This is a genomic window from Fluviibacterium sp. S390 (assembly GCF_049800695.1).
Taxonomy (GTDB): Bacteria; Pseudomonadota; Alphaproteobacteria; order Rhodobacterales; family Rhodobacteraceae; genus Meridianimarinicoccus.
This window is the reverse complement of record NZ_JBNAFN010000031.1, coordinates 17,247-35,999: the sequence shown is the minus strand read 5'-3', so window position 1 is coordinate 35,999 and position 18,753 is coordinate 17,247. Positions and strand designations below refer to the sequence as shown.

Sequence of the window (18,753 nt, the reverse complement as noted above, 5' to 3'; positions counted from 1 at the left end):
CCAGCCATCATCCTCGCGAAAACACCTTTGTCACTCCACCGCTTCCAGCGGTTGTACAAGGTCTTGTGCGGACCGTATGCGGCGGGCGCATCCCGCCAACGTAAGCCATTGCGGTTGATGAAGATAATTCCGCTCAACACGCGCCGATCATCGACGCGGGGCTTGCCGTGAGACTTGGGAAAGAAAGGCGCAAGCCGCGCCATCTGCGCGTCGCTAAGCCAGAAGAGATCAGACATGTCACCGCTCGTTTTTCGAACGGTGAATCACGCTGATCGCCGGAAATCAATGGGTCCTGAGCCTAGGGCTCATCGGGCTCATCTTCGGCATTCTCGGATGCCTGAGTGCGGCGGCTGTCGCGATCCTCGATGTCGATCCGCCTCCCGTGGTCGTGCCCTATGATCCGGCCACCGGCTTTGCCCTGCCCGAGGCCTCGGTGGGAGCGACGTCGGTCACAGCCAACCAAGCGGTCATTGAGGCGGAGGTCTTCCGCTATGTGACCGACCGAGAGGTCTATAACCAGCTCGACAATGATCTGCGCATCCGCAGTGTTCTGCGTCGCTCGGACGGGGCGGCCGAGAGCGGGTTGCGCCAGATCTGGAACAGCGCCAACGAGAATTACCCGCCAACGGTCTATGGCCCAAATGCCCGGCTGGATGTGGAAATCCTCAGCATCAACCGGATCGGCACAAACCGCGCCACGGTCCGCCTGCGCAAGCGCTTGACCTCCATCAATGGCGTTCAAACCGGGCTTTTCACCGCCACGCTTCTCTTCGAGTTTCGCCCCGAGACCCGCCGCTCCATCGATGAGGTCTGGACCAATCCTTTTGGCTTCACGGTCCTCGAATATTCCATCCGCTCCGACAGATTGGAGAACTAGTTTGATCAGTAAGTTCTTTGTTACTGGCCTTTTTTCCCTGCTGCCAGTTCTTGCATTCGCGGAAGCCATTCCGCGCGGTGGCCCCAATGACAGCCGCGTGCGCTTGGCCACCTACCAGGAAGGTCAGGTCTATCGCCTCAGCGTGTCGCTGACCCATGTGACCACCATCGAGTTCGGCGAGGGCGAAAGCATCCGCTCGATCATTGCGGGCGACACGGAAGGCTTCGAGATCGACGGTGTGCCGGGCGGGCAGGCCTTTGCAATCAAGCCCGTCGCGCGCGGTGTCCATACCAACGTGACCGTCTATACCAACCGTCGCAGCTATTATTTCAACGTTCAGGAGACCCGCAGCCCGACCTTTTACGTGGTCCAGTTCCGCTACCCCGAAGACAATGCACGGCCTACACATGCCATCGCGGCCCAGGCGCCGAACTACAATTACGGGGCCAGCGCGCGCACCGAGTATACCCCGACCCGCGTCTGGGATGACGGGACCTTTACGTATTTCGCGTTCCCGAGAAATGCGCCGGTACCCGCGATCTTTCGCTACACGAATGGCCGCGAGCGGACGGTCAACACCCAAGCGACCGAGGACGGCGTCATCCGGGTCTCGGGGGTGAACCGGCAATGGGTTCTGCGGATCGGGGAAGAAGTAGTCTGTATCGAAGCCACACCGCCAGCGGGGGTGGGATCATGAGCGACACCGAAAACGCGGACCTCGAAAAGCGCCTTGCCGCCCTCGAACAAGGCAAGGGCGCAAGTTCGCCCCCTGCCCCACGGCGCTCGCCGCTGCTCGCATTGGTCGTCGTCCTCGTGATCGGCGCGGGCGGTGCACTGCTCTTTCTCCTGTCGCAACCCGAGGAAGAGGAAGCCCTGCCCACGGCCACGCCGGACGTGTTCCAGAACGAAGGCGACGGGTTCGGCGCAATCGAAACCCTTCCCCCGCCCGAACCAGAGGTGGTTCTGGTCGCACCGGAACCGGTAGAACCCAATGCCGAGCTTCTGGCACAGCTCGCCGCCCTTCAGGCCCAGATCGAGGAGTTGCGCAACGCACCTGAACTAGTGGTCGAGGAAGATACCGCTGCCGCCGAAGCCATCGATGCGCTGACCGCCCAAATCGCCGCCTTGCAAGCGGCGTCAGAATCCGCGCAGCAGCAGTTTCGCGATGAGCTCACGGCGCGCGATCGCGAGCTGGAGCAACTCCGCATGGACCTCGAACTTGCGCAGCTTGAGGCCAACCGGCCCCTTCCGGCACCTATCGGCCCCACTGAGGACGAATTGCGCGCGCGGGAAGAAGAGCGGCTGCGTCGCGAGGAAGAGGCACGGCGGCTGGCGGAACTCGAACGCCGCGCGGCGGAGGAACGGGCGTTTCAGGAACGCCGCATCACCTCGCCCACCATCGCCTTTGGCGGCACCTCGGGCGCGAATGAGACCGCCTTGACCGAACGGACTTTTGGCGAGGTGACGGATTTCGTGCTGAACGGTGCGTTGCCCTCCACCGTGACGCAGGCCGAGGTGATCGCCAATCCCTCCAACACCATCGTGCAAGGCACCATGATTCAGGCTGTCATGGAAACCGCCCTCGACAGTTCCCTGCCCGGCCAGACCAGGGCCGTCGTCTCTGAAGATGTCTACAGCTTCGATGGCTCCCGCCTTCTGATCCCGCGCGGCTCCCGTCTCATCGGGCGGTATCGTTCGGGGGTCGATATCGCGCAGCGCCGGGTCACCATCGCCTGGGACCGGATCATCCTGCCTGGCAATCAAACCATCCAGATCAGCTCCTTCGGCGGTGATGAACTGGGCCGTTCCGGCGTGACCGGCTTTGTCGACACACGCTTCGATGAGCGCTTCGGCTCGGCAGCGCTGATTTCGCTGATATCCGCCGCACCAAGCGCCGCTGCTGCAAATGTGCAAGACGAAACCGCCGCGGACGTACTGGAAGACGTGGGCGATGATCTTGCCGATGCCACGGACAGCGTGATTGGCGACTATCTCTCCATCGGCCCCGTTATCTATGTCGACCAGGGCGCGCGCGTAACGGTGATGGTCGACCGCGATCTGGAGATCTTCTGAGCCCATGTCGCTGAGCTATCTCCAGACCTCGCTTGATCGGATCGAAGCCGCTGCCCGCGACGATGTCATCGAGATCTGCATCAATCCCGATGGCAGCTGCTGGGGAGAATTCCAGGGCGATCACTTCATGAGGAGGCTGGATCAGCGCCTGACCGCGACGGAAGTGAAGGACCTCGGCAACCAAATCGCCTCCTCCGCCAATACGACGATGAGCAAGGACCGCCCCATCGTCTCGGTCTCGATCACCTACAAGGGGCGACCGATCCGGGCACAGGTCATCACCCCACCTGCCGTACTCTCGGCCATGTCGATCAGCCTGCGGTTCTTCTCTAGTCTGCCGCTCGACGGGATCGCGCTTGATTTCCTCTATGGCAAGGAACGCAAGCTTGAAGAACTCCGCCTCGAGAAAACCCGGGAACTGCGAGAGGTCGTGGCCACGGGCGTCATCAACGATGCGCTGGCCTTCTGCGTCGAAAACAAGCTCAACATGATCGTCTCGGGCGGCACCTCCACCGGCAAGACCGTCGCCGCGCGCAAGATCCTCTCTCACGTGCCGGCGGAGGAACGCATCGTCACCATCGAGGAAGCCGCCGAGCTTCTGCCGACCCAGGCAAATGCCGTGACGCTCATCGCCAATCGCGATGCGGAATTCCAAACAGCCGACGTGTTGCTCACCGCGACACTTCGCATGCGCCCCGACCGGATTATCCTCGGCGAGGTGCGCGGCAAGGAGGCCATGACCTTCCTCGAAGCGATCAACACCGGCCATGGCGGCTCCATGACCACGCTACACGCCGAAACCCCGCAGCTTGCCGTCCAGCGCCTCGCCATCGCTGCGCTCAAGACCGAGATCCCGATGACCTATACCGACATGATCCAGTACATCGAGAACTCCATTGACGTGATCATCCAGGCCGGTCGCCACGACGGCAAACGCGGCATCACCGAATTCTACCTCCCCGGCGCAGACCAGATCGGAGCTTCCCAATGAAAACCTTTGAATATGACATCCTGTTTTTTCAGGTGAAGAAGCAAAAGGACTACGACGCGATGAGAAGCGCCTTGAATGAGCGCGGCGCGGAGGGGTGGGAAGTCATTACAGCTGAAGCCGGTGACTACGGCTATACCACGTTCTTGAAGCGCGAGACCGCTGATACGAAGGCAGCATCAGAATGATGCGAGCCGCTGCAATCGGAAGCCTGCTCGTCGCTCTCAGCGCAACCGCTGGCGTCGCTGAACGGAACCTGATCCCAACCCTCGAAAACCAGCCGGATGTCTGTCCTGACCAGCCTCCAGAGCCAGAGTGGATGCAAAACATAGATGTGCGCGAGTCCCACAAACGGCTCCTGATCCAACAGATCTATCGGGCGCAGAGCATGCAACGCATCGTAGAAGCTCAAAGCTGTAGATGTTCGACGCGGTATCCATCCTGGGAGGCAGCTGAAGGTGTCTTCGTCGAGCATTTCGCCGCATCTGAATACTGGGATATCGTGGAAGCGACGTCAGAATACCGACGGCGGGCAAATGAGCTTCGGCGCGAAGCCATCCCAATCTGCGAAGCTGCTGGAAACTGGTAGGGTTCCATGAGCGTCGTCACCTACTTCGTAGAAACGGCTGAAGGCTATCTCAATACCGCTGCCGAGACGCAATTTGGCGCGGTCGCCGCAACAGTCGGAACGATGCTCGTCCTCGGCACTACGCTCGTTGTCATTCTGGTTTTCATCAACGCCATCTACCAATACCGCGCCATGGACGGGCGCACGGCCTTTTGGCTCGCCGTGAAGATCGGGCTGATAGGCGCATTTGCAACCAACTGGGTGCAGTTCAACATCCTTGCTGCGGCGGTCCTGAACGGGATCGACAGCATTGCCGGATCGCTCGTGGCCTCTGTCGGCGGCGGATCACCGGGCCCATCCGGCACCTTCGCCGAGGAGTTCGATGACCTGATCGCGGCGCTCGGGGACTATTTGAATGCTGCGGGGTCTGAACTGAACTGGATGGCCGGTGCCCTGTTGGACACCCTGGGGGTTTTGCTGCTCTCGATCCTCGGTGGGTTGGCGGCGTTTATCGTCGTTGCGTCCAGGCTCATGATCGCTCTGCTGATCGGGATTGCACCGATCATGATCTTCCTGACCCTTTTTGAAGTGACCAAGGATTACTTCGCGCGCTGGCTTTCGGCGCTGATTTCCTTTGCGATGTACCCGATTGTCGTGGCCGGCGTGTTCGCAACCATCACGGGTGTCTCGCGTGCGCTTCTTGCTGAGTTGGGCGACCCGGAAGGCGCCTCGAATATCGGCGCGCTCATTCCCTTCTTCATGATGGTGCTCATGGCAAAGGGCTTCATCATAGCAACGCCCTTCCTGGTTCGGGCGATTTCTGGAAACATCATGATGCCGGCACTCTCGGCCGGCTTCGGCGGTAGCTATGCCTTTGCCCGAGGGCTCGCAGGCAGCCAACAAGTCTACAACCGGTACGCCATCGGAGGTGCGACTGGCGCGGAATACGCAGCTCTGCGGGCGCGACAATTCTTTGGCGTTCAAGCGTTGCCGACCCGACCCAATACTGCGGGAGGACCAACCGCTGCTCCTCCCGGCGACGGAACCGGAACAGGAGCCCGAATGCTCGCGCAGCTTTCAAGGTTGGGTCGCCTCGGCAGGCGATGACGGCCCAAAGCTGCCATTGGTCATGATGATTTATGCCGCGATGCGGCTTCCCAGAAGCGGCCCTTCATCCATCATGATGAAATGATCCCGTAATCACGCTGTAGCCTGCAAAGCACTTTCTTCCTCAGCCGATTATTGTCTCCCTTCAGATGCGGTTTCTCAGAAAGCACGGACTTTTCAATTTCTTCCAAAAGGGCGTCTCGAGGAAGGCTTTTGGCCACATCTCTATCGATCTCCAGCATGCATATCCGCAAGAGATTCATAATTGCAAAGCCATCCTCAATCCGAAATGCATCCAGCGTTCGGTTTGAAAAATCAAAGCCAAATAGTTCAGCGGGACGTTTGACCCAAAACTCGTCAAGGCGCTGAGCGCCGCCGGTCTTCCAAAATTTTTTCATTTCGGAACTCGGTTCTGGCAACTGGTGGATGAGGTGGTTTCTTCGTCTCCGTAGGTATACGACCGTCTCAAACAGTTCCGTTGCGGTACGACAGTTTATTGATCTAATTTGTTCGTGAAGTGCTTCGTCGTCTGCGGAGTCTCCCGAATTCATATCAAGTTTATGCAGGGCCGCGATATGCTTCCTCACCGCGCTGAAGTATGCTTGAACTGTTTCGACGCCCGCTTGCATCGCGATGAGCGCAGATTGATTCAGGTAGATCTCCTCGAACTCCGCCATTTCGCTGACACGTCTATGGATTCGGCTTGCGTACGGGTTTTGTGGAAAGGCATCCGTTGTGAACGATGCGACGGATTGGTCGCGAAGTTGCAGCGATGCTTCAAACGCATAAAATGCACCAAAGCAAAGTTGATCATTGACCATATCCAATTTTTGCCGAAACGGTGCGACAATCGGGGTTCTAGCTGTCTCGTTCACCTTGCTTCCTTCATTGCGTTGCTTTCTTCAATGCGGCTCACCAAAGCAGATATCTGAGATGTCACTGCGTTATCACTGGTTGGAAGGGCCAGAATATGGCAAGTTTCTAAGAATTTGGTATCCGGAAATATAGAATGAACAAGGCGGTTTCTACAAAACTGATACAGGAGCTTAGGCGTGAGCTGGCATCCGCTATTTCTGACTACAAAGCTTACGATGTGCCGGGAGTCTGCACGCGATTGGGTTTGGCAGACGGAAGCGAAGAGGAAGCATTTCAGAGTAAATACAAGTACGCGTCCAGCAGGCTGGCAACATTTGGGGTCGAACCTCTCATCGAAAAGGCTCGTTCTTTTTTGGACGAAGTTGACGCTTTCTTGCTCAGTGAAATCTTTGAAAAGATCATGGATTTGGAACGCCCCGATGTTACGAAGCTTACGCGTCGTCGCTTAGTGAAACTTCTTGCCGATGGCCAATTGGTTAGTGAGGTTGATGAATTTGCGTTTGTGGCAGCTGTCTTTCCCTTGGCTTACATGTCTGCACCCAATCCAAATGACAGTCGCACACTCGAAGAGTACCTGATCCAACACACGCTTCGAAACGATGACCTCACACAACAAGAGTATTTGGAATCTTTTGGACTGCTGTCTTGCTCTACCTCCCTATTGTTTCACTTTGTCGAGCAGCTCACTTCTGCAGAATATCAAAGCGAGGAACGCCAAAAAAAGCTGTCGGCACAGATCGACGCGCTCTTGCGCCATGACGGGTATACATTGTCTGAAACAGGTAAAATCTCGGGATCACCGATCTTCAAGGTGATTGCCTTGCCCGAAGGAAATCCGGCTGATTTGGATATCACCGCGACGCTGAATGCCTTCGATCCCGATCAGATTGGCGAAAGATGGCAAAGAGCAATCGATAGTAGGTCAACAGACCCGGAACGCGCAATTACTTTGGCCAGAACTCTCTTGGAAGATGTTTGCAAGTGGATCTTGCACGATGCAGGCGATAGATGGGAGGAAAAGGACGATCTCCCTGTTTTGTATAAAAAGCTTTCTAAGGTGCTAAATCTGGCCCCGGATGATCATACTGAGCAAGTATTCAAGCAAATCTTAAGCGGTTGCCAATCCGTTGTTACGGCACTCGGCGCGCTCCGAAACAAGTTGGGAGATGCTCACAGCATCGGACCGCGGCGGATCAAGCCGGCAGCTCGGCACGCAGAATTGGCCGTTAATTTGTCAGGAACCATGGCAACGTTTCTTGTTTCAACTTGGAACTCTAGGCAATCCAAAAACCAAAAATAGCAATCTCAGTTGGAACAATCGGTTCTCCATAGCAAAACTATTTGACCTGTCTTCATCGCTTGAGTTGGGCTTGCTATACCAAGCCGCTCACGGCTCAAGATCCTGGCAGCTTGACTTTGAGCACCTCTTCCAACCGTCCTAGAAGTGGCTCGAATCCGGAAAAATCAATATTCGCGGCGTTCGCCTCGATCACCCATTTCGCAAAGATCTCCTTACCATATTGGGTGGCGGTTTGATGGGATTTTAGCTGTGGGTTGAACTTTTTTCCTCTGTTCACAGTCGCAAGCGTCGTTTTGTCAAAAAGGTCTTCGATACTAGCGGATTTCCCGGCCGGGATCGGAATTGGAACGACAAACAGGTTGCGCCTTACATGGTAATAATTCGCAGAGCCGTCCACCGCAGCTTTAGAACCCATTTGCTCCTTTATTACCGACCACATCGGCTTAGCAGCAGAGTCGTTATCCACAATCACTATTACAGGCTGCAATTGTCCACCACTGTGAAACTCTTTTAAAAGAGCACCATACTTCCCAACAAACCTGTGTAGCTCACCCGTACCGCCGGAAATTGACAAGAGTTTTGCGTGTTTTTCGCTATGTTTGAAAAAACTCAGCGCCTGATGAACAGACCCATCAGCATCTTTTGTGGGTTCCAAAAGCGGATACTTAGCGCTTAGCGCAGCAATCGCACACCGGATATATGTATTGTCTGTTTTCCCTTCACAGATGATCAATGGGCGGGTATTGGCGTGAAATTTTTCATAGGCCAAAAACCTGCGATAGAGTTTATAGTGAGAAGGCACAGGCATTCCGTCCGGGGCCTTCGAAGCTGCCTCGAGATTGGTGAAACCCTCTAACTCTTTAGGGTAGGTCTTGGCAGCAAACACAAACTCCAGTTTTCCTTTAAGAACTGAGAGGCTCGCTGGCTTCTTTGTATCCGCATGATGACATGCACCGGTCTTGAACAGCGAGTTACTCATCGCGCGAACAGCATCGTAGTACTGCTTTCGTATGTTAACTTTGCGATTGACGACTAAACCTGTTGCGCTTTGACGTGACGCTGAAAGCTGCATGCGGGTTTTGTTTGGGTTTATTACAAAACCTGATCGCGCTATTAAGCTTACCAATTTTTCCCCAGCCTTCCACGCCCCATCGGTCTCTGATGAGAAATCCGCGATTGGCTCAGGGAAGCTTTCTTGGTTCGTCGAGAATGTGATGTCGTCAGCATATCGGGAGTAGGTACAGTGATGCTTCCTCGACAATCGCCCCAAACGTTGATCGAGAATACTTGTTATCAATTCTGATACGATTGGAGAGGTCGGAGCCCCTTGAGGAAGCGAATTGTCGTAACACACGATTTGCGCGATTAGCGTGGCGATGTCTTGATGTAGCTCGAAGGAGCGATTTTTTAGAAAGTATCCCCGCACACGTCCAAAATTGAAACTTGGGAAGTAGTCTTTCAGATCGACGTTTAGAACAAATCGTTTATTTTGGTGCTTCCATGCGTTTGAGAAAATTGAAAGGCCGCGATCCTTTTGGAAACCATGAGAATATGAGCGGCGCGGAAACTCTAGCGGCGGCCAAATCTCTCGGTGACAATCATAGAGGTAATTCGAAAGACGCTTCTGCAAGCCTTTCAGTTCTGGGCAAGGAGCGTGGATTACCCTCTCTCCTCCGCTTTTTTTTGTAATTTTGAACTCTGTATATCTCTGTTCTGCAGGCACTTTGTATACTGCGTAGGCGAGTGCTGATCGTGGGTAATTTATCAGGTCAGCGAGTTCGCCGCGTGTGCCAACGGATCTTAGTGACGCTAGTTTGCTCAAGCCAACCTCCCAGTAGATGTGCTTGCGGGTACTCCTAAGGCAAACCAAAGGTTTACATGAGGAAAACTAAAGGGAACTCGAAGAGAGCATCACACCTAACAATGGGTGCAAACGTCATGAACAGCACGACGATAAAATCTACCCGCAAGCTATACGACTCATTTAGCACGTCGCGATTTTGCATGGAAGATATGGCTCGAAGAAAAACTGCTTCTATTGGAGCACAAGAAAGACCCGACAATGAATGTCCGCTTATTTCTCAGCCATGTGGAACCTCGCACATGCAGCGAATGACAGGATTCCGCCCGCTCGACCGACATAGCATCTTCGCTACCCTAACGGGCAACCAGCTTTTGACCACCATCCTCCCGCAGCATCGCTTCCATGTCCTCCAAGCCATCAACGGCAGAGCGCATCCGCTTCTTGTCAAAGTCGCCAGCTGCCTCGGCATCGGCGACCTGACCTCCAAAATCCATCTCCATCTGACGCTGTCCCTCGGCGATGACAGCTTGAACGACGGGCGCGGTCTTCTTTGGAACAACATCTGATTGCCCTGACGGTTGACCTTCAAGAGCCTCGCGTGCCCTCTCCACATCGGCTTCAGATCCATGCGGGCCGTCCGGCGGCGGTGTCATCGGCATAGCGCGCATACTCAGCGGCGGCGTGCCTTGCGGCCCACTTCCCCCCGGCTCCGGAAATGGCAGTTCTCCCGTCTGCGCCGCGTGAATCGCCTTGAACAGCCGATCATCAAAATACTGGATCCGCTTCGCGCGGACCGGCATTTGTGCATCTATCACCATGACGATCTCGTCGAGCGGCAGGCGGCGGGCCTCATCTTCGGGGAGCAAAGAGCTTTCCTCGGTTCGCGTGGATTGGCTGCGGCCTTCGAAGGGGTTCTTGCCGATGGATTGAGATCGCGTGACGACCGTCTTCGTGGTCTTGCCGACCGCCTTGCTCAGCTCCTCGACGGTCTTTTCATCGGAGGGCGTCAGGTAGAGCTTCACGCCCGCGTTGCCCTGCAGGGCACGGCGGGTGTTCTCACCATAGATTTCATCGAGGGCGGGGATAGTTTGGGTGACGACAGCCAAGTGACCACGGTAGGTGCGTAGGGTCTCAATGCTTTCGACCACGATGGGCATCTTGCCGAGGCGGTTGAACTCATCGAGCATGATCATCACCGGCCAAGGCTCGTCGGGGCCGGGGTCTTTCTCCTGCATGGCAGAGAGGAGATCGGAGAAGAAGAGGCGGATCAGCGGCGCCAGCGGCTTCACCATCAACGGCTGGACCACGAGGTAGACCGAAAAGGGCTTCTTCCGGATCATGCGGAAATCAAAGTCCGAGATTGCCGTCGCCTCATCGATGGCCGGATTTTGCCATTGATCCAGCCCCGAGGTCATCAGGAGCGAGACGTAAGAGGTCAGCGTATCGTTGTTGGTCGAGGCAAGCCGCGTGAAGATCAGCTTGGCGGCCCTGTTGTCGACCTCGTGACCGCGCGCGAAATACTCCTTCTGCTTGTTCCCTCCCGAGGCCGAGATACGGTAGATCTCGCCGAGGGTCGGGCGCTTTCGCTGGAAGGCCAAGAGCCCCGCCGCGACGAAAAGATCGATCCCACCTTTCAGAAGCCCCTGCACCCGGTCATTGTCGCTCTGCAGGAAGAGTGTCGCGAGGAGCTGCAGTTCCATCTGCTGGCGCGCGGAGTCTTCCAGCTCGAAGATACGCAGGAGCGGATTGTAGCGATGGGTGCGCCTGTCCTCCCAATCGGTGGGGGCAAAACGATAGACCTTGTCGCCCTGGGCAGCGCGGTGGCGGGCCGTGGCCTCGAAACACTCGCCCTTCACATCGAGCGTCACGGCGGAGCCTTGCCAGGTCAGCAGGTTCGGAATGACGAAGCCCGTGGTCTTGCCGCGGCCCGTGGGCGCCACGATCAGCGCATGCGGAAAAACTTTCGAGCAAATGTAGTTGGCGCGGGAGCCCGGCGGCCCCAGCTTGCCGAGGATGAACCCGGTCCCGGGTGCGCCAAAAAATCCGTTGGCCTTCATCTCGCGCGCGCTCTGCCAATGAGTCTGACCAAAGCGTGTGAGAGCTGACCCTGAGAGAGCAAGGCTCAGCATCATGCCAGCGGCGGCAAAGCTGCCGACGATCAAGTGGATGAGCTGGGCATCCTCGGGGCGGCGATCGAGGATTGCCAGATAGTTCTGCGCGATATAGGCAAAGTCGATCTCAGCCCCAAAGCCGAGATCCTGGTAGGTCAGCACCGCCGAGGCGATGCTATAGCCTATGGCGGCGGTCACCAGCGTTACCAGCAAAACGCCGGTTGCGATCCGCGCTTTTCCCATGGCGGCGCTCAATGGACCTGTCCCCGCTCGGTCTCGCCATCCACGTCAGTCGCGCGGTGTTTTTCGTATTCGGCGTCGGCGAGTTCATCGACCACCTGGCGCAGGGCCTCCGTGTTGGCCGTCGCGGCATCGGATTGCAGATAGACCTTGGCGACATAGAGCCGGTCGAGGCGGTCCTCGAGAACCTTGTCCAGCGCATCGGCATCGCCGGATGTGAGCCTGTCGAGTTGGCGAACGTCCAGCACCCGAGCGATCTCGTCGCGAAATGCCTCACGATCGGCTTCCGCCTCAAAGGGCGCGGACAACTCCCCCGCCCGCTCATGGTCCAGGACACGCGCAATCTCGTCTGCAAGACGGTCGGCGCGTTCATCAGACCGCATCGCCGTTTCATCGCGGGCTGCGAGAGCTTCGTCGCGTGTGCCAACCCCAATCCCGTCGCGTAACTCGGTTTCGCGGCGGACCTGATTGATGGCCTCCATGTCGCGGATCTCTACGACGGAAGCATAGGTTGCGCCGAGCCCACGGGCGAGGTGGGACGGCATGTCCGGATAGCGCGCGCGCAAGTCATCCGTGGCGGCATCTGCAACGGGCGTACGGAGGTCGCGTCCCTCCATGATGCGGTCGACTTCGCGGGTGATCGCACTGGCGCGGGCTACATCGGTGATGGTCTCCCTGTAGGGTTCAGACCGGTCAATCACATCGCCTGGACGTGCGAGCAGCTCCGGATATGCCTCGAGATACGCGCGCTGCTCCGCCTCGATCCGGCGCTCCGCCCACGAGACCACCTGCCACTCCCGGTCTTCGATTTGCCGCGCTGTCAGACCCTCGGCGCGCATCTCCTGACGGATTGTTCCTTCCATCGCCCGCACCGAGTCCCGGTGATAATGGAACCGCTCGCTGACCGGTTCCGCTTCAACGATGCCATCCCGGCGCAGCACGCTTTCCCTTTCCAGCAGCGTACCGAGTTCGACGTGCACATCGTTGAGAATGTCACGCGCCTGTTCCAGATCGGCGCGGCGTTCGAGGTTCAGATCGCGGGCTTCAGCCACCTTGGAGAGATCATCGGCGATCCATTGATGCTCGAGCGCGGCACTCGAGGCCCCTGTCTCGATCCGTGCGACCACTTCCGATGCGCTGATCCCGGTGCCCCGTAGTGCCGCGTCAATGCGCGATCTCAGGTCGGGCTCGGCCAGTCGCTCGCGCTGGCTGGCGTCAATATTGGCTTCGGAATAGATCCCGCCCTCCGAGGGGGTCTCTGACAGCGTGGATGATCGCAAACCGAGAGGCTGCATGTGCTGGACCTGCGTCTGGATCTCGATAAGGCGTTTTTCCAGCACGGGACGCTCCGCGTCAGACTTCTCGGCGATCATGCCCTGCACCCGTGCGAGCTTTTCCGCATAGAGGCTTCTCAGGTCCTCGAAGCTTTGATCCTCGGCCATATAAACATCTCCTGTTCGGTCCAGCTGCCCGCCATGCGCCAGCACCTCGCCCGCGCGGAAGAGTGCCGCGGCGATGTCTTCCCGGGCCTCCCGGGAGGCCTCTGCGGCAAGCGAATGGTAGACGGTCCTGGTGTTGGCGATCTCCGCCAGCGTCCGGGTCAGGTCCTGCCCCACGCGTTCGCGCTCGCGGGGCGCGCGACCTTCTTCCTTGGCGGCGTAGACCTCGCTGGTCCGGGCGGGGTAATGCATGAGCCCCCGATCCACCCGGCGCGTGGCCTCCAGCCGCACGCCATACTTCTCCGCCTCCTCGACCATGGCGAGGCGGAAGTCGTCATAGTTGAAGCGGTGGTTGCGCCCCAGAAAGAAGAACTCGCCTTCTTGTGAGCGGCGGTTCAGCACCAGATGCGCATGCGGGTGATCGCGGTCCTCATGCACCGCGATGATGTAATCGAAATGCCCCGCATCGGTCTGGAAGAACCGCTCCGCCACATCCGTCGCGATGTCGCGCACATCCTCGCCCCGCGTGCCGATGGGGAAGGACATGAGCATGTGAGTGGTCTGACCAAGCTTGGGTTTGAAGCCCGCATCCCACCGCTTGGCAAAGCGCTCGGTGAGGTCCTTTATGTCCTTCGCCTCGAGCTTCGTCTTGCCATCGAGGAACCCGCTACTGTCCACGATATGGGTGGACTTGGTGGTGAGGTAATCAAGCTGGTTCATCAGCTGCGATTTCGTATGCGTCCCCCCGCCCCGGATCGCCTTGAAGACCGCCGGACGGTGCCCGGCTGCCGCGCGCACAAGCTGGCTCTGCTTGGCGACATGCAGCCCCTGCATCGAGCCCCTAATGCGGCTCCAACCATCCCGGAACACCTCGCCCGTGACAGCATCGACTGCATCATTCATCCGCATGGGCAAACTCCCTCAGCGCGGCCGTGGCTTGCAGCTGCATGGCGTCTCGGCGGCGGCGCAGGAACAGGTCGATCTCGTCAGCAGAATCCAGGATGAACCGCGCCAGCCCGCGCATCTGCGCAAGGCGCAGTTCGGTGAACTCGGCATTCGTGCCACCGTCAGCGCCCTGCCCCTGCCGGTTGGCCCGCGTCATCTGCTTGGCGATCTGTGCGACCCCGTTGCCAACCTCATGCAAAGAGGATCTGTATCGCGCCATCTCTGCTGCCATCTGCGCATCCGGAACGAACACCCCGCCTGCCGCCTGGATGAGCCGCCGCAGCCCCTCGGCCCGGCTCTCGATCCCGGCCTCGGCCAGCACCTCGTCGAGCGCCGCAAGCTCCGCAGCCGTGACCTTTACACTGACTGCGGAAACCGGGATCGCGGCATCGGCCTGACGCTCGGCATCGGCTTTGAGCGTGTACTGAATCGCCCGCCGCGACACGCCGAACCGCTGCGCCAGGACCGATGTGGTCACACCTTCCGCAGCCTCGCGAACGATCTCCATGCGGTCCGCATCTGTGAGCCGTTTTGAACGAGACATGCGAAGAAAGACCCCCTATTTCCTGCCACCTTCCACCAAGGCTGCCCCTACCTTACGATAATATACCATGCTGTCAATTATATACTTACGTCGCATTCAGGCTCAGGCAGCCTTGGTGTCCGCTTCCCCCGCGGCCCGCAGGGACGCGGCTCTGCCGCCCTCACCACCAGCACAGCCTCCAGCTTCAAAGGCCCCTTCTCCAGCACCGCCCGAGGGTCTGGACGAACACGCATGTGTTCGGGCGGAAACGCGGGCGGACGCAAACCCCACCGACAGGGCGGACAGTCAGGGTCAAGGCGGGCCAGATTTGGCTCCGCCAAATCTCTGCCGCAAAAACCGGGAGGCCCTGGCCGATAGGTTTTTGTGGATGGCCCCCTTGAGGCTGCCTGTCCGGTCTGTCGCGGCCTGATCATACCGAGGAATGTGCGTCCGTGGACCGCGCAGCGACCGGCAGCTTCGTGAGGTCGCCTCGGGCGATCTGACCGCCGGACCCGGCATCCCTGGAACAGGGATCGGGCCGCCCGGGGGGCGGCCCATCCTCGTTAAAGGATTTAGTCCTGGGGGTCCTTTGCGCTCGGCGGGAACATCACCAGCTCCGAGACCGCGACCGGGAAGTCGAGCTTGAGGCTGAAGAACTCCGAGCCGTCCCCGTTGCGGGTGTTGCGGAACATCGCGCCCACGCGCTGAAAACGGGTGCGCTCCTGGCCATCGGTGTCGGTGAACTTGACGGGGACGGTGGCGACGTAGTGGTTGGTCATTTGGGTTACTCCTTGTTGCGATGGGGATCACCCAGCACGGGGGCAAGAGGCCCGGTCGCAAGCGCAAATGCGGAGGGTCCGCGGCTCCGCCGTGGAAGCCGTATTTGTGCTTGCCGAAGCGTCAGCGCAGGGCACGATTGGGCCGCCCCCCGTGCGATCCACATGCATAGCAAAAAGGAGTGATCCGGATGACCCCTGCCATCACGCAGCCGTCACCATCCGCGTTCGCGTCCCGCCGATCCTGGCCGGGGTGCTGACGGAGACCGCCCGCGTGGATGCTATGTTCCGAAACACCCTCCGAGGGACGTGCAGGTCTTCAGCCTCATGTGTGACGTCTCGACCCCTCGGTCTTGCGCTGCGGACGATGTGCAAGGTGCGCACCATCCCCAGCCCCTACCGATGCGGATGGGCCGAACTCTGACGGGCTGGGTAGAGCGGTGACGGTGCTGGACGCCGTGAGCTACCTATCAAGTGTAACCGATCGCACGCGCCGTGAGACATGACGAAAGGGCCGCGCCAAGCGCGACCCTCTCTCTTCATTCCTGCGACGCCTTCTTCGCCGGGTCCGCAACCCGCATGACCGTCAGGCCTTTCGCTTCCGCCTTCTGCCCGAGGTTCAGTGCGACTCCGTTGCCTCCGAAGAGAACAACCCCCGTCGCCGCGAACTTGTCGTCCAGCATTTCGTCGTTGCACTTGAACGGTGCCGCCCGCCCGTGCGCAGACCAGCGCGGATCAAAGCGCGTTTGTGCGACCCCGCGTGCCCGGGCCCACCGAGCCGCAATCATCTCCGCCCCGTGCTTGCCACCCTTGTGGCAGAGGAAAATCTCCTGATTGCGGTTCTGCTTGATCCGTTCGCGAACCTTGTCGAGCGTGTTGAAGATCACATCGACATCGGTCCAGTCGGTGGCGCCTGAGGCGATCAGGGGCACCCCCTCGACTTTCGACTTTTCGGCGGTTTCACGGTCGTGCTGCTCCAGCAGTTGCCGCGCCTCGAAGACCGCCCCGGTCTCTTGCGCCCGGGTGCTTGCGCGCGATCCGGCTGCCGGGATGAAGGCGTGGCCCGTCTCGACCTCGTAGCATTCCGCTGCGGCCTCGCTCATCACCTCGATTGCGCCGACGATATCGCGCAGCTGCAGAAAGCGCGACTGCGCCTCTTCGAGCGCGGTCTCGGCGATCTCGGATCCATCGTGGGATTTTGCCAGCGCGCCGATCTTGTCAGCGGTGCGGTCGACCTCCTTGCCGAGCGCCACCTTGCGGCGCTGCAGGATCGTGGCGAGCCCGTGCGCCAGCGGTTCGATTTCCGCTTCGAGCCCGGTCCCGCGCAGCTGCCCGAGCAAAGCCTCGAAGCTCTCGCGGATGATGCGGTCGGTCAGAACGTGATCCTCCGGGATCGGCAGCTGTGCGTCCTTCTCGGTCAGCCCGAAAAGCTCGATGGTCTCGTAGGTGTTTGCGGTGTCGTAAGCCATGTTCTTATCTCCAGTGTTCGGTTCCAAGGCCACCACGTGAGTGTGGGGGCATGGCCGAATGCCTGGTTTCCGAATCTGCCCGGGTCAGGGACGGCGCAGCCGCCGGCTTGCCGGGCGCAAAAGTTTTCCGAACGCGGCACCCGACACATGCGCGCGCTCACGCACGGGGCCGCCCCGCGCCACGAGCCCCGCCCTCGCCGAAAAGTTTTGCGATCCTTGACGCGGGCTGATTTGGGGGCCATCCGGAGGATATGCTTCCGCACTCATGTGTGTGTGTTTTGACGGTAGGTTTGCCCGACCCGAGCAGGCAAACGGCCCGACCGGACGCGGGAGACGGATGGAGCGGCGGGATCGTTTTGGCCTCGGGCCAAAACAGACCAGAGCGCAATCCGGCGTAGCGGCCGGGGAGGGACGTGCTCGCGAGGCGGGCAAACCGGGATGCCGGGTGCGACGCCGCGGTGAGGCCGCATGGCCGAATGCGCGACGGACCGAAGGGCCGTTCTCCCCTGCGACACGCGAAGCCGAGCTGGGGTGGCCGGAAGGCATAAGCCAAGGTTGATGTGCATGCGACTACGCTGGCGACTATGTGAATTACTTATCGCGGCATCCCACGTGATCGCGGCGGGAGAACGAAGCCGCTATCGCGGCAATGGCGCTTGCGGCTGAGGTCTTGAGCTAGCTCTGACGGTGCGTATTTTCCGATCTTGCCGACCTGTCTGACGATTGGGGTTTCTCAATCCGATGACAGGAGATTCCCATGAAGGAGAAGAAGACGACCCCGCTGCGTGAGCGGATGATCGAGGATATGCGCATTCGTGGCATGTCGCCGAAGACCCAGCAGGGCCATATCAGAGCGGTCAGGTACTTTGCCGAGTTCATAGGGCGCTCACCTGATACTGCCACGCGGGACGAGTTGCGCGCGTATCAGCTTCACATGACCGATAGCGGGGTCTCGACAGGCGTGTTCAATGCCAGGATCGTGTCGCTGCGGTTCTTCTTTGGCATGACCTGTGGGCGCGAGGAGATGAAGCGTTACATGCAGTTCCGGCGCAAGGCGAAGAAGTTGCCGGTGGTCCTGAGCGTCGAGGAGGTAGGCGATCTATTGGCAGCGGTTCCCGGACCGGGGCTGAAGTATCGCGCAGCCTTGGGGATCAGCTATGGCGCCGGGCTGCGCGCATCCGAAGTGTGCAATCTGAAGGTATCTGACATCGACAACGACCGGATGCTTATCCACGTCGACGAGGGCAAGAATGACAAGGACCGCAAGGCCATGTTGTCGCCCGCCCTGCTTGATCTTCTCCGTGACTACTGGCGGGAAGCGCGACCCGAGGGATGGCTGTTTCCGGGCAAGCCCAAGATCATGGCTTTGTCACCCCGCCAGCTGAACCGGGCGTTCACGTCCGCCAAACACATGGCCGGGATCAACAAGCCTGCCACGCTGCACACCTTGCGGCACAGCTTTGCAACGCACCTGCTCGAGGCTGGAACCGATGTCCGGGTGATCCAGGTGCTGCTGGGTCATTCCAAGCTCAGCACGACGGCGCGCTATACGCATGTCGCGACCAAGACCATCCGTGGCACTGTCAGCCCATACGAGATGTTAGAGAAGCTGCAGGACCACACCGTCAGGCGGGGACTGGAGTAGCGGCTCAGGCGG

The 18,753-nt window shown here is 59.1% G+C and carries 16 protein-coding genes and 1 pseudogene; 9 read left to right on the top strand and 8 right to left on the bottom strand.

What is annotated here, in order from left to right:
- The coding region (locus tag ACP15K_RS18530; protein WP_424990003.1) for a transposase at positions 1 to 236 on the bottom strand (236 nt) is incomplete at its 3' end.
- Positions 237 to 298: 62 nt separating this feature from the next.
- Between ACP15K_RS18530 and ACP15K_RS18525 the strand changes: the two are divergent.
- The 7 genes and pseudogenes from ACP15K_RS18525 to ACP15K_RS18495 form a co-directional block, all read left to right on the top strand.
- Positions 299 to 877, top strand: a pseudogene (locus ACP15K_RS18525) (virB8 family protein); the annotation flags it as partial.
- A 1-nt stretch (position 878) separates the two neighbouring features.
- Positions 879 to 1,574 carry a TrbG/VirB9 family P-type conjugative transfer protein gene (locus ACP15K_RS18520; protein ID WP_424991244.1) on the top strand — a complete coding sequence of 232 codons (696 nt, stop codon included), beginning with the start codon at positions 879 to 881 and terminating at the stop codon, positions 1,572 to 1,574.
- Positions 1,571 to 2,950 (top strand): TrbI/VirB10 family protein, encoded by a 1,380-nt coding sequence (locus ACP15K_RS18515; RefSeq protein WP_424991243.1) that lies wholly within the window; start codon positions 1,571 to 1,573, stop codon positions 2,948 to 2,950. Before ACP15K_RS18520 ends, ACP15K_RS18515 begins: the two co-directional genes overlap by 4 nt.
- Before the next feature lie 4 nt (positions 2,951 to 2,954).
- Entirely contained in the window at positions 2,955 to 3,941 is a 987-nt protein-coding gene (locus ACP15K_RS18510; RefSeq protein WP_424991242.1) for an ATPase, T2SS/T4P/T4SS family, read from the top strand.
- Positions 3,938 to 4,126: a hypothetical protein gene (locus ACP15K_RS18505; RefSeq protein WP_085638574.1), complete on the top strand. Its 189-nt coding sequence runs from the start codon at positions 3,938 to 3,940 to the stop codon at positions 4,124 to 4,126. The genes ACP15K_RS18510 and ACP15K_RS18505 overlap by 4 nt, the downstream gene beginning before the upstream one ends.
- Positions 4,123 to 4,527 carry a hypothetical protein gene (locus ACP15K_RS18500; protein ID WP_424991241.1) on the top strand — a complete coding sequence of 135 codons (405 nt, stop codon included), beginning with the start codon at positions 4,123 to 4,125 and terminating at the stop codon, positions 4,525 to 4,527. Before ACP15K_RS18505 ends, ACP15K_RS18500 begins: the two co-directional genes overlap by 4 nt.
- Before the next feature lie 6 nt (positions 4,528 to 4,533).
- Positions 4,534 to 5,613 (top strand): type IV secretion system protein, encoded by a 1,080-nt coding sequence (locus ACP15K_RS18495; protein ID WP_424991240.1) that lies wholly within the window; start codon positions 4,534 to 4,536, stop codon positions 5,611 to 5,613.
- Positions 5,614 to 5,684: 71 nt separating this feature from the next.
- On the opposite strand, the gene ACP15K_RS18490 is transcribed toward ACP15K_RS18495, so the two are convergent.
- A complete protein-coding gene (locus ACP15K_RS18490; RefSeq protein ID WP_424991239.1) occupies positions 5,685 to 6,488 on the bottom strand; it encodes a hypothetical protein in 804 nt (267 codons plus the stop codon).
- A 134-nt stretch (positions 6,489 to 6,622) separates the two neighbouring features.
- On the opposite strand from ACP15K_RS18490, the gene ACP15K_RS18485 reads away from it, so the two are divergent.
- Positions 6,623 to 7,789 (top strand): abortive infection family protein, encoded by a 1,167-nt coding sequence (locus ACP15K_RS18485; RefSeq protein WP_424991238.1) that lies wholly within the window; start codon positions 6,623 to 6,625, stop codon positions 7,787 to 7,789.
- Between the two features lie 94 nt (positions 7,790 to 7,883).
- On the opposite strand, the gene ACP15K_RS18480 is transcribed toward ACP15K_RS18485, so the two are convergent.
- The 6 genes from ACP15K_RS18480 to ACP15K_RS18455 form a co-directional block, all read right to left on the bottom strand.
- Complete coding sequence (locus ACP15K_RS18480) at positions 7,884 to 9,611, bottom strand: retron Ec67 family RNA-directed DNA polymerase/endonuclease (protein ID WP_424991237.1); 1,728 nt, start codon at positions 9,609 to 9,611, stop codon at positions 7,884 to 7,886.
- A gap of 335 nt (positions 9,612 to 9,946) precedes the next feature.
- On the bottom strand, positions 9,947 to 11,947 hold the full coding sequence (locus tag ACP15K_RS18475) for a type IV secretory system conjugative DNA transfer family protein (protein WP_424991245.1): 2,001 nt from the start codon (positions 11,945 to 11,947) through the stop codon (positions 9,947 to 9,949).
- An 8-nt stretch (positions 11,948 to 11,955) separates the two neighbouring features.
- On the bottom strand, positions 11,956 to 14,292 hold the full coding sequence (locus ACP15K_RS18470) for a relaxase/mobilization nuclease domain-containing protein (RefSeq protein ID WP_424991236.1): 2,337 nt from the start codon (positions 14,290 to 14,292) through the stop codon (positions 11,956 to 11,958).
- Positions 14,279 to 14,872, bottom strand: coding sequence for a helix-turn-helix domain-containing protein (locus tag ACP15K_RS18465; RefSeq protein ID WP_424991235.1), 594 nt, complete (start codon positions 14,870 to 14,872; stop codon positions 14,279 to 14,281). The genes ACP15K_RS18470 and ACP15K_RS18465 overlap by 14 nt, the downstream gene beginning before the upstream one ends.
- A 551-nt stretch (positions 14,873 to 15,423) precedes the next feature.
- On the bottom strand, positions 15,424 to 15,630 hold the full coding sequence (locus ACP15K_RS18460) for a hypothetical protein (RefSeq protein WP_007120662.1): 207 nt from the start codon (positions 15,628 to 15,630) through the stop codon (positions 15,424 to 15,426).
- Positions 15,631 to 16,166: 536 nt separating this feature from the next.
- Complete coding sequence (locus ACP15K_RS18455; protein WP_424991234.1) at positions 16,167 to 17,096, bottom strand: DUF2493 domain-containing protein; 930 nt, start codon at positions 17,094 to 17,096, stop codon at positions 16,167 to 16,169.
- 757 nt (positions 17,097 to 17,853) lie between these two features.
- Here ACP15K_RS18455 and ACP15K_RS18450 point away from each other — a divergent pair.
- Positions 17,854 to 18,741 (top strand): tyrosine-type recombinase/integrase, encoded by an 888-nt coding sequence (locus tag ACP15K_RS18450; protein WP_424991233.1) that lies wholly within the window; start codon positions 17,854 to 17,856, stop codon positions 18,739 to 18,741.
- Positions 18,742 to 18,753: the final 12 nt, after the last annotated feature.